Origin of the sequence: Lentzea cavernae (assembly GCF_014653695.1) — a bacterium.
GTDB classification, from domain to species: domain Bacteria; phylum Actinomycetota; class Actinomycetes; order Mycobacteriales; family Pseudonocardiaceae; genus Lentzea; species Lentzea cavernae.
Window position 1 is genome coordinate 151,319 of the sequence record NZ_BNAR01000006.1, and the last position, 12,048, is coordinate 163,366.

General features: G+C 64.5%; 14 protein-coding genes. 4 read left to right on the plus strand and 10 right to left on the minus strand.

Annotated elements, in window-relative coordinates; genetic code table 11:
* Positions 1–80: 80 nt before the first annotated feature.
* The 10 genes from ssb to IE307_RS21105 all read right to left on the minus strand — a co-directional run bounded on the left by ssb (position 81) and on the right by IE307_RS21105 (position 6,740).
* Entirely contained in the window at positions 81–533 is a 453-nt protein-coding gene (gene ssb / locus IE307_RS21060) for a single-stranded DNA-binding protein (RefSeq protein ID WP_191300163.1), read from the minus strand.
* 25 nt (positions 534–558) lie between these two features.
* Entirely contained in the window at positions 559–1,029 is a 471-nt protein-coding gene (locus tag IE307_RS21065) for a hypothetical protein (protein ID WP_191300165.1), read from the minus strand.
* A gap of 16 nt (positions 1,030–1,045) precedes the next feature.
* Positions 1,046–1,534, minus strand: coding sequence for a Pycsar system effector family protein (locus tag IE307_RS21070; RefSeq protein ID WP_191300167.1), 489 nt, complete (start codon positions 1,532–1,534; stop codon positions 1,046–1,048).
* Positions 1,535–1,724: 190 nt separating this feature from the next.
* Complete coding sequence (traB, locus tag IE307_RS21075) at positions 1,725–3,704, minus strand: plasmid transfer protein TraB (protein ID WP_191300169.1); 1,980 nt, start codon at positions 3,702–3,704, stop codon at positions 1,725–1,727.
* A gap of 52 nt (positions 3,705–3,756) precedes the next feature.
* Positions 3,757–4,176, minus strand: a complete 420-nt coding sequence (gene traA, locus IE307_RS21080; RefSeq protein WP_308436381.1) for a plasmid transfer protein TraA — start codon at positions 4,174–4,176, stop codon at positions 3,757–3,759.
* Between the two features lie 27 nt (positions 4,177–4,203).
* Entirely contained in the window at positions 4,204–5,559 is a 1,356-nt protein-coding gene (locus tag IE307_RS21085) for a DUF2637 domain-containing protein (RefSeq protein ID WP_191300173.1), read from the minus strand.
* Complete coding sequence (locus IE307_RS21090; protein WP_191300176.1) at positions 5,559–5,768, minus strand: hypothetical protein; 210 nt, start codon at positions 5,766–5,768, stop codon at positions 5,559–5,561. Before IE307_RS21090 ends, IE307_RS21085 begins: the two co-directional genes overlap by 1 nt.
* Positions 5,768–6,154: a hypothetical protein gene (locus IE307_RS21095; RefSeq protein ID WP_191300178.1), complete on the minus strand. Its 387-nt coding sequence runs from the start codon at positions 6,152–6,154 to the stop codon at positions 5,768–5,770. Before IE307_RS21095 ends, IE307_RS21090 begins: the two co-directional genes overlap by 1 nt.
* Positions 6,154–6,483 carry a WhiB family transcriptional regulator gene (locus IE307_RS21100; protein WP_191300180.1) on the minus strand — a complete coding sequence of 110 codons (330 nt, stop codon included), beginning with the start codon at positions 6,481–6,483 and terminating at the stop codon, positions 6,154–6,156. The genes IE307_RS21095 and IE307_RS21100 overlap by 1 nt, the downstream gene beginning before the upstream one ends.
* Positions 6,480–6,740, minus strand: a complete 261-nt coding sequence (locus IE307_RS21105) for a hypothetical protein (protein ID WP_191300182.1) — start codon at positions 6,738–6,740, stop codon at positions 6,480–6,482. Before IE307_RS21105 ends, IE307_RS21100 begins: the two co-directional genes overlap by 4 nt.
* A 152-nt stretch (positions 6,741–6,892) precedes the next feature.
* Between IE307_RS21105 and IE307_RS21110 the strand changes: the two genes are divergently transcribed.
* From IE307_RS21110 to IE307_RS21125, 4 genes are all read left to right on the plus strand, one after another.
* The gene (locus tag IE307_RS21110) at positions 6,893–7,654 is read left to right on the plus strand and encodes a GntR family transcriptional regulator (RefSeq protein WP_191300184.1); all 762 of its coding nucleotides are present in this window, start codon (positions 6,893–6,895) and stop codon (positions 7,652–7,654) included.
* Positions 7,655–7,667: 13 nt separating this feature from the next.
* Positions 7,668–8,342: a YdcF family protein gene (locus IE307_RS21115; RefSeq protein WP_191300186.1), complete on the plus strand. Its 675-nt coding sequence runs from the start codon at positions 7,668–7,670 to the stop codon at positions 8,340–8,342.
* A gap of 728 nt (positions 8,343–9,070) precedes the next feature.
* The gene (locus IE307_RS21120; RefSeq protein ID WP_268250399.1) at positions 9,071–9,895 is read left to right on the plus strand and encodes a pentapeptide repeat-containing protein; all 825 of its coding nucleotides are present in this window, start codon (positions 9,071–9,073) and stop codon (positions 9,893–9,895) included.
* Between the two features lie 99 nt (positions 9,896–9,994).
* Entirely contained in the window at positions 9,995–11,632 is a 1,638-nt protein-coding gene (locus tag IE307_RS21125; RefSeq protein WP_191300190.1) for a GmrSD restriction endonuclease domain-containing protein, read from the plus strand.
* The last annotated feature ends 416 nt before the right edge of the window (positions 11,633–12,048 follow it).

Below are 12,048 nucleotides of genomic sequence, written 5' to 3' on the forward strand. Positions count from 1 at the left end.
TCCTCGAAACCGTGGACGCGGTGGGAGAGCGGAGTTGCGGGGCGGGTGCTTGCCGGCGTCGCCCCGCAACACCGGCCCGATCAGAACGGCGGCTCGTCGGCGAACCCGGACCCGTTCGCGGGCGGGGCGCTGCCCCAGGCGTCCGCAGCCGGGGCGGACCCGGCGTCGGTGCGGGTGACCTTGGTGACCTTCGCGGTAGCCCAGCGCACCGACGGACCGACCTCGGTGACGTCCAGCTCCAGCACGGTGCGCTTCTGGCCCTCGTGCTCGAAGTTGCGCTGCCGCAGCGTCCCGGTGACCAGGACCCGCGCGCCCTTGCCGACGGAGTTGACGAGGTTCTCGGCGGGCTGGCGCCACAGCGTGCAACGCAGGAACGTGGCATCGCCGTCGACCCACTGCCCGGACTGCGGGTCGCGGCGGCGCTCGTTGGACGCCACGGTGAAGTTCGCGACCGCGATACCGGACTGCGTGAACCGCAACTCGGGGTCCGCGGTGAGGGTTCCGGCGACGGTGACCTCGGGAAGACCGGCCATGATCGTGCTCCCTTTCGTTGGGCTGTCAGCGGGTGACGTGGTGGATCGTGTTGTCGGTGACCAGGCGGGCGGCCAGGTCGGTGATGCGGTCCCAATGCGCGATGACGAGCCGTTCGGCCTTGCTCTGCATGGCGTGGAAGGCGGGGCGCTGGTCGCGCGGGATGCGGGCCAGGCACTCGTGAACCATCTGCCGGTCGTAGGCGCCGCTGCTCTCGACGTCGTGCGGCCAGCGGTCGCGCGGAACGTGGTGGGCTTCGAGCCAGAACTGTTCGGCGGGGACGCCGGCCAGCAGCGCGAGCGCGGCGGCCTGGTCGCCCTCGGGGGTCTCGTCGAACGTCATGTCGGTCCAGCCCCGCCAGCGGGTCGGGCTGGCCTGCCAGATCCGCACCTTCGGAGCGGTGCCGCCGCCGACGAGGGCGATCACGGCGTGCGCGGCTTCGTGGTGCGCCAGGGTCTCGATCTCGAACACGGCCTGCTGTGCGGTGGTCGTCGTCATGGCCATTCCCCTGTGCTCAGGCCGCGAACGACGCGAGCGAGAGCAGCGCGAGGCCAGTGAGCAGCAGGTGCACCGCCAGGCGGATGCGCCGGTACTTGGCCATCAGGACGGCGGACAGGTCGGCCAGGACGTCGACCCGGCAGAGCAGGGAACCGCGCGCGGTCAGGTCTTCGAGCAGCGCTTCCGGCTGCTTGCGGTAGGTCGACCAGCGCGGGACTCCGTGGGCGCCAACGCGCAGGATCACCGGGCGCAGAACGAGCAGCAACACCACCACCGATGCCCCGATGGGTCCGGCCGCGAGTCGCAGCAGGACGGTGGCGAACGTGCTGGGGTTCGCGGCGATCAGCGCGAGCAGGCCGGCCAGCGTGACGCCGAACAGTCCGAGCAGGCCGATGGCCTTGGTGTCGGTGCGGCGCAGCTCGTCGCGCACCTCCACCTCCGCAGCGACTACGGCCGCGGTGTCGTGCTGTTCGACGGGGACTGCGATGAACTCGGTGCTGCTCACGATGCCCTCCAGGGTGACTCTACGTAGCTGATTTTGGGTGTGCGGAACCAGGTCGACGTATCGTCAGCTGTTGTCAGAAACGGTGTTATGCATGGGTTTTCGCGCGCACGCGTGCACCCGCGCGCATTGGGCGGGAGTGCGGGCGCCTGACGTCAGGTGACGTGCTGCGACGTCAGGTGCCCGCTAGGTGTCACGCTGCGTGGTCGCGTGCGGGGCGGTAGACGGTGGCCTTGCCGTCGGTGCCGACCTCGTCCAGCACCCCGTCACGGACCAGGGCGGCCAGCTCACCGGAGACCCACGAGCGGCCGCGGCCGAAGGTGGTCTCGGGGTCGGGCAGGTCCCGGACGGTGATCTCCTGGCTGCCATCGGCCACGAGCTTCTCCACGATGCGGCGCAGGCGATCGCGTGCCACGCGGCGCGGCGGGCGCCCGGTCGGCAGGTCCATACCGATGTCGTCGGGCAGTTCGGTGTCCATGTCGCCGTCCAGATCGGACTCGGGGTCGGACGGCAGGGCGAGCGGGGTGGATGCCTCCTCGTCGGTGATGTCGGGCATGCCCTCCAGGCTGTGCAGCGGGGTGAAGTTCTTGCGGATGCCCGCGGGCGCGGCGGTAGCGCCGGCCGGGCGGGTGGGCAGTCCGAGCAGTTCGGCGGTGCGCGGCCACAGCGCGGCGCGCACGTCGCGGCAGTCGCTGATAGCGGCGGACATGTCGGCGTCGGTGGTGGCGAACGTGCGGGCGGGCATGACCATCCGGTCCTCCTCGATACCGGGCGCCTCCAGGTAGAACGCCCCGGCCCGGCGGTTCTTCCACCGCTCCGGCGCCGCGCCGGCCTCCATGACCTCGTCGGACAGGCAGAACCCGGCGTCGGCGGCCTCGTTGACGCCGAAGCACCAGCCCGCGCCCAGCTGCGAACGGATGTCTGTGCTCATGCGGCGGAAGCTCGACTTCTGCTGCGACAACACAACCGAGATGCCCGCGGACCGGGCCTCTTCGGCGATCGTCGTGAGCGTCGCGGCGTCCTCCAGCACCCGCGAGGCCTCTTCGATCCACAGCACGATGAACGGCAGGTCGTGCTCGTCGTAGGCCTGCGGAACCCACTGGTCAAAGCCCCACTTGCCCAGCTGGGAGGCCTGCTCGGTGATGACCGCAGGAACACGGGTGATGAACTGCGCGCACTCCTTGTGCCCGGTCACGGTGTGCACGTTGTCCCCGAGGAACCCCACGGTCTGCTCCCCCTTGGACGGGTCGAGCACGATCAGCACCACGTCCCGCCTAGTGGCGATCTCCGTCCACGCGATCTTCGCGCCGTGCGACTTACCCGAGCCGTTCATGCCGTTGACCTGCACGTGGGTGAGCTGGCGGGCAGTCTTCTTGTCACCGGGCAACCACAGCTGAACCGGCTCGTTGTCCTCGTACAGCCCCGGAACCAGCGGCTCCACAATGGACCCGCCCGGCGCCGATGGGCCAGGCCAGGCCTGCGGGTGGCGCAGCACGTCGTTCGGAACGATCGTCATCGTGGCCTGCGACAGGTCGTCCGGGTCGCCGCTGATCCGCACCGCGCCCTTGTGCAGCCGCAGCGCGCCGGCCAGCTTGTTCGCCGCGCCCTGCACGTCCTCCACCGCGATCTCCCCGGCAGGCAGGGCGAGAGCGGCGGTGACCTTGTTCGGGGCCACCTCGATCGCCTTCGTCCTCACCCCGGCCAGCTTGACCTTCTCGAACAGCCCGCCCGACGAGTCCCCGTCACCGCCGCCGCGCATGGCCCGGCGGATGTTCCACGAGATCGCCAGACCAGCACCGCCGTAGAGCCACAGTCCGAACAGTGGGTTCGACCACGGCGCGGTGATCGCGCAGGCGACCATCCAGCCCGTGCCGATCAGCACCGTCACCGCGGCGTGCGTCTGCGTGATCGGCGACCGGGTGCCGCCCGCTTTCCACGCCACACCAGCGAGAACCGCGCCCATCACGGCCAGGCCCGGCGTCAGCCACGGCAGCTGTGCGGAGTCGGCCATCATCCAGTGCGTGAGCGCGCCGATCGGCCACGCGAGCAGCATGAGCATCCACTGCCCGAGGTACGGGGCGACCTTGCTGCCCACGTAGTTGCGCGGGACGTAGTAGCCCTGCTCGGAGTTACTGGCCGCGAGGTCGCCGCCTGCCATCCGCCTGCTTCCCACTGATCTCTCCCTTCCGTGCGGTTTCCTCGCGGTACCAACGGTTACGCGACGCCTACTTGTCGAACTGGAAGCTCTTGGCGCGCTGCTTCGCGGCGGTCATGTCGATCTCCTCCACGTAGTGCTTGCGGAAGCTCAGGTAGGTGCGCACCGCCGACGCGCAGATCACCTCCGCTGCCTCCGACGCGCGGCGCATGTGCGCGGCGACGAGCTTGGCCCGCACCCGCGAGTCCAGCCCGAACACCTTGGGGTTGACCGACTTCACGTGCTTGAGCGCCGCTTCCAGCTCCTCCGCGCTCACGTGCAGCTCGCTCACCAGCGGGCGGATCAGGCCGCGCACGTTGTTGCAGTAGTCGTGGATGTGGGAGCTGGCGAAGAACTCCGGCTCACCGAAGGTCAGTTGCTTGCTCATGTCGTTCCCCTTCTCGGGACTGTGGCCTGCCGACTGCTCTGGCCTGCCGGGCACGGCACCCACCGCGGTGTGGGTGTCGCACCCTGCCGGTCATGCAGCCCGGTCGCGTTCGGCCAGCACCGCGTCATAGACGGCCTTGCGGCGCTTGCCCCCGACCGACAACCCGGCCGCGCGCAGGGCGTCGCACAGGGCGTCGCGGGAGAGCCGGTCGCCCAGCTCGGTCGCGGCCTGGCGGGCGGCGGGCATCAGGTCAGTGATGTCCACGCCGTCGATCACCACCGGCTCACTGTCGGCGCTCTCGGCTGCCTCGCCGTCGCCGCGACCGGCCACCCGCAGCCACCCGAACCGACGCGACCAGCCGCGTCCCTCGTCTTCGCGGTCATCGGCGGTGTTGTCGCTGGTCGGTCGCGGCCCGGCCGCGTCGGTCGCCCGCTGCCGAAGGGTCTCCGGACCGAACAGCAGCGCCGCTGCCCCGGTCACCTGCTCCGCCTCGCGGATGACCTGTTCGGCCGCGCGGCGCCGTTCCTCGTCGGTCGCCTTGAGCCGGGCGGCCACGACCCGGCCGAACCGGCGCCGTGCCCTCCAGCCAAGTGCCTTGTTCGCGGTCCGGCGGGCGCGCTGTTCGGTCGTCTCGCGGTCAGCGGCGGCAAGAGCGTCGGTCGCGTCGGTCAGGCCGTGCCGCAGGGCGACCGACCATGCCCGCCACGTCCACATCGGATAGCGCACCCACCGCACCGCGCCGAACCGCGGGCGCCGCGCCGGCAGCCGACCGGCCACCGCGAGCGCCTGGCGGTGCGCACGGCGTTCGCGGGTCTCCCACACGGCCACACCCACGATCGACAGCACGCCCACCGTCGGGTCACCCGAGTGCGCCCAGTTCGACCCAGCCGCGTAGCCGACCACCAGCCACATCACCAGGCGCTCCACCCACGCGGAGTCATCCCGCGTCACCGCAACCCCGCCCGCCACCTCGACGGGCTGCCGGGCGACGTGTGCCAACCGGCCGCACACGAACCCGATGCACTCGATACCCGTGGCTGCGGCGGCGGCCAGCGGCGCCGGCCAGCCGAGTCGCTGGCTGAACAGCTGGAACTGCCCCCACCACGCGCCGACCATGGCCAGCACGATCGGGACCACGATCACCCGGTCCGCCAGCCACCCGGTCACACGAGCCGACCAGGCCGCACGCTGCACCCGGCGCTGTTCAGCCCGCACCAGCCGTTCGGCCTTGCGCTCCTGGCTCTCTGCGTGCTTGCGAGCGCGGTCCGCACGCCGGTCCTCGTTGCGCGCCAGGCGTTCCGCACGCTCGTCCGCCGCACGCTCACGGGCCAGCTCGATCTCCGCGCGCTGCGCCTCCAGCGACCGCGTCGCCGCGGCGTCCGCACGGCGGATCTCCGATTCGGTACTCGCCGCGATCCGCACGGCCTTGCGGTCCAGCAGCGTCATCACCGCTCACCCCGCCCCGAGCGCGACTTCGTGACCGCCTTGAGCACCAGAGCCATCGCCAGCACGAAACCGCCCAGACCCGTGAAAGCCAACGGCAGCAACGACTCCGGCAACGCCAGGTAGCAGAACAGGCCGATCACCACGGCCCAGAACACGAGCTTGACCAACGTCCAGAACGCGCCCAACGGCAACGTCGCGAAGAACCTCATCACGCCACCCCCTCGACCGCGGCGAACATCCGCAGCTCCTCCACCGCAACCAGGCGGGTCTTCTCGTCGGGCTTCCAGCCGAGGTGTTCGAGCAGTCCCGGCACGGTCGTCCACACCTCCACCTGCATCGCCGGCGCTCCGCCCGACACGTAGACGAACGCCTCGTCTTCGATGCGCCGGACACACGCGTGCGGCTCGATCAAGCTGTCCGCCCACTCCACCAACATGCGGGCGGCGGACCCGCGACGAACCTGGAGCTGCTGCGCCTCGTCGCCGCCACGCTCGTGGACGTTGACCGGCGCCAGGTCGGGGTTCCTCGTCAGGTGCTGCGCCAACACCATGAGGTGCGCGGCCTGCCGCAACGCCGGAGTGACCTCCACGCTCATCAGGCCGCCGCCTTCCGGGTCCGGTCCGCGCGGTGCATCTCGCGACGCTCGTCCTCGGTGGTCCCGCCCCACACACCCGTCACGCCGTGCCGCAGCGCGTAGGACACGCACGGCATGCGGATCGGGCAGGCCGCGCACACCTTCTTCGCCTCGCGGGCCTGCCCCACCTGGCCGGGCTCGGGGAAGAACAGCTCGGGGTCCTCGTCGGCGCACGCGGGGTGCCCGCCGAAGTTCGTGCCCGGCAGCGTCGTCAGCAGCTGGTACAGCCCGTCGTACCGGACCAACGAGTGCGCCGCGCGGAGCACCTGAACTTTGCGGGCGGTCGTCATGCCGCACCTCCAACAACGTGAACCGCGAGCATCCGACGCGCGTCCGCACGGCGCGCCTGGCGCTCGGCCCGACGCAACGCCAACTCGTCAACCCCGGGGCCGACGATGTGCCCGCTCTCGTGCGCCGCGATGGCCTGCGCCAGCGCGTCGCTCAGCAGCTCAAGGTCCGACAGCGACCCCTCGTTGCCGTCGAAGTCCGGCTGGATTAGTGACAGCTGATCGGCCCGCAGTACGTCCGCGAGAGACCGAAGCGTCATGGCTACCTCCTGAGACTGACCAGAACCACTTAGAACTATCTCTATTAGGGCAGGCTCGCGAGGTCTTGTCAATAGAGATAGCTCTAATATACGAAGTCGCAGGTCAGAGTTAGGTAGAGATAGAGTTATCCGTCCCCACCGAGGAGGTGTGCTTGTCCGGCTACCGCGAGCTGGCCGCTGTTCTGCGGGAAGCGATCCACGCTGGCGACTACCCGCCTGGCGCCACGCTGCCCAAGCAGGAGTACATCGCCACCGAGCACGGCGTGAACATCAACACCGTCCGCAAGGCCGTCGCCGTGCTCGAAGCTGAGGGCCTCGTCGACTCCGTCCGCCGGCGCGGCACGGTGGTCCGCGAGCGCCCTCCGATGAAGCGCCTCGGAGTCGAGCGCTACGCCAAGAGCAAGTGGAAGTTCGGCCTCGTCGCGTTCGCCGCGGACCGAGAAGCATCCGGACGGCAGTGGAAGCCCGGCGACCAGACGAACACCGTCCGCGAAGTGCAGGCCGACAAAGAGATCGCCGCAGCCCTAAACCTTGAGCCAGGCACCAAGGTGTACGAGCGAGCCCGGCTGGTCAAAGACGCCGATAAGCCGACCCACACCCTCACGAGCTACTACAACCCGGTCCACGTCGAGGGAACGCCGCTGGTCGACCCGAAGCCAGGCCCAGCCACACCTGGCGGCGGCTTCGCGGTGCTCACGTTGCAAGGCCTTGAACCAGACCACATGACCGAGAGCTTCCACGCCCGGATGCCAACGCCTGACGAGGTCCAGACGCTAGAACTGCCCGCCGGCGAGCCGGTGATGATCCTCAAACGGCGAACGTTCACTAAGGACGACGTGCCTATCGAGTTCGCCCGCGGCGTGCACGCGGCCAGCCGCTTCGAATGGTCATATAGCTTCCCAATGCCCGAGTGAGGTGTCCACATCGATGACATCCCAGACGATCCCCGCCGACGTCCGCGACGACGTGCTGACACTGTGGAACTACCACAACATGCGCCATGAGGTCCGCCCGGCCGACATCGCGATCGGACTGGGCAGTCACGACATCGGCGTGGCCGTGCGCGCGGTTGAGCTCTACCACGCAGGCCTCGCTCCACGACTCCTGTTCACCGGTGCCAACGCGCCGACAACGATCAAGCGGTTCCCCCGCGGCGAAGCTGTGCACTACCGGGAGTACGCCCTAGACCACGGCGTACCGGACGAGAGCATCCTGGTCGAAACGCACGCGACTAACACAGCAGAGAACTTCAATCTGAGCAAGACGGTGCTGACCTCGAACGGAATCGAGGTCTCATCTGCCCTGCTTGTCTCACGCCCTTACCAGGAGCGGCGGTCGTACGCGACGTGCAAGAAACTCTGGCCCGAGCTGGACATCGTCTGCACCTCATGTCGGCCTCCAATCGATGAGTACGTCACGGGGATCGGCGATGCCGCTTTCGTGATCAGCATGCTGGTTGGCGATACACAGCGCATCGAGCTCTTCGCGGAGGCCGGCTACGCGATTCCGCAGGAAGTCCCGACCGAGGTTAGGGATGCCTTCAGCAAGCTCGTTAAAGCTGGATACACCCAACGCCTCATCCACATACCAAAACATTCCTAGTCTATGACCACTCGGATATCTACCTGAACCTGGGCGCAATAGTGAACCAAAAGTCAATACGGCGATCACCCGAAGCACCGCCAGACGACACTCCTCAACCAGTATCAAGATTCAGAATTAAGCAAATCTCCACCGAAATATAGCCATGCTGGGAACACCCGCAGTCGCTACTGTAACGGTTGCGACCTCCTGGACGACACCCTGGCATGTGGTCAGCTGCACGCACCCGCGCAACCGCGCCTTTCAGGGCGATTCGCACTTACGTCGCAGGATCAAGAAAGATACAGCTCTCACTGGCCGGAAGCGCCTTAGTCGCGCTGTACGCAATCATCATTTGGAAAGCCCCGGAATTCCTCGTAAATCAAGACCTTCTAAAAAGAGCCGCAGTCGAGCAGCAGCTAACCGCAGAACACAACTCGCGACTCGTCGCAATATCCATTGGCGGCGCACTGGTCGTTCTTGCTGGCCTCCTCTACACTGCGCGCAACTATCAACTTGCCTCCCGAGGTCAGGCCACGGAGCGATTCACTAAGGCGCTAGAAAGACTCGGCTCCGAGGAGCTATATGTGCGAATAGGCGGAGTGCTCGCCCTAGAACGCATTATGCGCGACTCACCCGAACACCACGCCGACGTAATCCAAGTGCTCGTCGCATTCATACGCGATCAAGCGCCTCGGCACTCAGTTCATATCCAGGCACATGAACAATGGATCCATCCACCCATTGGAATGGAGCCGGTTGAACCGCCCGCAGAGCCGACTCCGGACGTTCAGGCAGCGCTCACTGCCCTACTACAGCGCCCCCCAACAACTAAGCAAGAACCTCAGATTGACCTTTCACATCTGCATCTTCGCGGAGCGATGCTTAGCTCCGGCCGACTTGACGGAGCAAATCTAAGGGGGGCGAATCTCCGGAATTCCACCATGCGCAGTACGCGACTGACCTATGCCAATTTGAGCGAGGCGCAACTAGAAGACACAGATTTCAGTTCAGGGCATTTGGACTTCGCAAATATTTCCGGCGCGCAACTGCGCAACGCAGATCTCGCCCATTCCACACTAAGATCAGCAAACCTCGAAGGTACACATTTGGAGGGCGCAAAACTTTTCAACGCACGCCTGCAGTCGTCCAGACTCGTAGGCGCACATCTTCAACATGGCGACTTGGCTTCCGTAGATCTACAGGACGCGCAGCTATGGGGAGCACAATTGCAGCATGCGAACTTAGTCGATGCCCAGCTGCAACGCGCGCAGTTTTTCGGCGCACAGATGCAGCACGCCTCCATTAGGCGAGCGCATCTGCAGGGTACAAAGTTTGATCAGGTAAATTTGAGAGATTCCGACCTGCGCGATTCCAGCCTCTCTGGAGTCACGTTCGATCGCGCGGACTTGACGTATGCATGGATGACAACGAAACAAACAGAAGAGACAAATCTATCACCCGAGCAAATTCACCAGGCGGTCTTCATTGACAAGATAGACATACCGCCAGCAACAACGCCAGTCAGACTGCCTGAAGGAAACGTTGACTGGAAAGAATACGATCCAACGTAATTCGGCTTGACTTAGTCCAATCGTCACAAAAGAGCCATCGCGGGTGGGATCAGGCCCAGATCCACCAAGAGGGCGGAGCAGAAGAACCTTGGAGCTGCAGTGCCGAAGTATATGGTCAACCTAGATGCGCTGATTCCGCGCGAAGACTTTGAGTCCGTCAGTCCTGACGTGATAACGCAGACATCGGGACTCATGGCCAATCTTGGCGTTAAAGATCTAACGCCGGACGCCTTTATGTACAACGTTTTGCGGAAGCCTGACTTTCAGCGCGAAACGGCAAACTGGACTCCAGAGAAAGTTGCCGCCCTCGTACAGAGTTTCCTCGAAGGCGACTTGATTCCTGCAATAATTCTGTGGCGCTCACCAAAGAGTGGGAATATCTTCGCTATTGATGGCGCCCACAGACTAAGCGCGTTGGTCGCTTGGGTGCATGATGACTACGGAGACAAGTATCAATCCTTAAAATTTTTCGACGGCATAATACCAGATGACCAGAAGAAGGCCGCAAAGGCAACGCGGGACCTAATCCAGAGCAAAGTTGGATCATTCGCCGACCTGAAGCTTGCCCTGCAGAACTCCGACACTGCCTCTAAAGAACAACTACGCCTGGCTCGTAATCTCAGTGCCTTTGCGCTCCAGCTTCAATGGGTTAATGGTGAGTCCGAGAAAGCCGAGACCTCCTTCTATCGAATTAATCAAGAAGCCACCCCCATCGATCCGACAGAGCTAGACATAATAAAGGCGCGCCGGAAGCCTAACGCGATGGCAGCTCGCGCATTTATCCGAGCGGGAACAGGACACAAGTACTGGTCTTCGTTCAATGAAAGCGTGCAGAACACGATTCAAGAGCTAGCCGAAGACGTATACAATCTCCTGTTCAAACCCACCCTAGACCTATCTATCAGGTCTTCCGATTTACCTGTAGCAGGAAAAGGATACTCGGCAGATAGCCTCAAGATGGTTTTCGAGTTAGTGAATTTCGTGAACGGCCTTCAACCCGAGAGCTGGCGTCACGAAGACAAGAAGCCACGCCGCCCTAAAGCAGCAGCACAACCTACGGGCGAGGTTCTGTCTGACGACCCAAATGGAACAACAACCACAAACTTCATGAGGGCGGTCAAACGAGCCGCAGAGAGAATCGCAGGAAACTCACCAGGGTCATTGGGCCTGCACCCTGCGGTCTATTTCTACAGTGCCACAGGACGATTTCAACCGGCCGCCTTTCTAGCGGCAGTAGCCTTCACCCAAGAACTAAACGAAAAGCGCCACTTGCCAAAATTCACCGAGCATCGCAAAGACTTCGAAGACTTCCTCGTAAAGTACAAGCATTTCGTGAACCAAATTGTCCAGGCCTACGGAAGCCTCCAAAGATCGGTTCCATCGATACTTCAGTTTTACCGGATCGCCCTAGCGTCCACAACAAACGGACTCAGTGAACAAGAAGTGATCCAAACCTTGCAGGCTAGTTCCACTCCGCGTCTGCCCGTTAAGATCATCACCGAGGAGGACAGAAAGCACGGCAGAAATTTTTCTGGAGAAACAAAGAACTCCGTTGCCCTCAAGACCGCGCTAGATAGCGCTCCGACATGTCCTATCTGCAAAGCTCGACTTCATCTCCGGGCAATGACCGTAGATCATATCGTGCGCCGCGAAGACGGAGGCGGAGGAAATCCCTCGAACGCTCAGATTACCCATCCGTATTGCAACTCAGGATATAAAGAAAGCCAACGTGGCTAGCATGCCAGTACTAACTGAACGTTGGGAACTTCGATGAATTTCCATTTTGGATAGTCCAACTTAGCGCATTGTATTACCCAAGGTGCGCTTCGCACTCCTCTTCGTGATCACGTCGACTAAGCCTCGGGAGCCACGCGAGGCTGGCCCAGCACCGCCTAAAACCCGAGAGCCTTCATTCCTGCGAGGATCCGAAGGCTCTCGGGCTTCGCACCCCGACGAGTCACGACCTGTCGCGCAGCAGCCGAGACGGAACGAGGAAAGGTGGAGGTGGAACGCCTCACGCGGCCGGTGCCGTTCACCCCGAAGCAGGTGCTCAGAGCTTCTTCTTCTCATCACTGTGCCGTGTCGGGGCATCTATGAGCCAGCCGTGCTTGAGCCTGCTTGGTAAGTCAGGGACCCGACTGCGCCACCCTGGC

What these genes read in the sequence shown, in the direction of transcription:
- IE307_RS21065 (WP_191300165.1), bottom strand. Translation starts at nt 1,029, where the DNA reads ATGACGACGACCACCGCACAGCAGGCCGTGTTCGAGATCGAGACCCTG.
- IE307_RS21090 (WP_191300176.1), bottom strand. Translation starts at nt 5,768, where the DNA reads ATGAGGTTCTTCGCGACGTTGCCGTTGGGCGCGTTCTGGACGTTGGTC.
- IE307_RS21105 (WP_191300182.1), bottom strand. Translation starts at nt 6,740, where the DNA reads ATGACGCTTCGGTCTCTCGCGGACGTACTGCGGGCCGATCAGCTGTCA.
- IE307_RS21120 (WP_268250399.1), top strand. Translation starts at nt 9,071, where the DNA reads ATGGAGCCGGTTGAACCGCCCGCAGAGCCGACTCCGGACGTTCAGGCA.
- IE307_RS21100 (WP_191300180.1), bottom strand. Translation starts at nt 6,483, where the DNA reads ATGACGACCGCCCGCAAAGTTCAGGTGCTCCGCGCGGCGCACTCGTTG.
- IE307_RS21095 (WP_191300178.1), bottom strand. Translation starts at nt 6,154, where the DNA reads ATGAGCGTGGAGGTCACTCCGGCGTTGCGGCAGGCCGCGCACCTCATG.
- ssb (WP_191300163.1), bottom strand. Translation starts at nt 533, where the DNA reads ATGGCCGGTCTTCCCGAGGTCACCGTCGCCGGAACCCTCACCGCGGAC.
- IE307_RS21115 (WP_191300186.1), top strand. Translation starts at nt 7,668, where the DNA reads ATGACATCCCAGACGATCCCCGCCGACGTCCGCGACGACGTGCTGACA.
- IE307_RS21085 (WP_191300173.1), bottom strand. Translation starts at nt 5,559, where the DNA reads ATGACGCTGCTGGACCGCAAGGCCGTGCGGATCGCGGCGAGTACCGAA.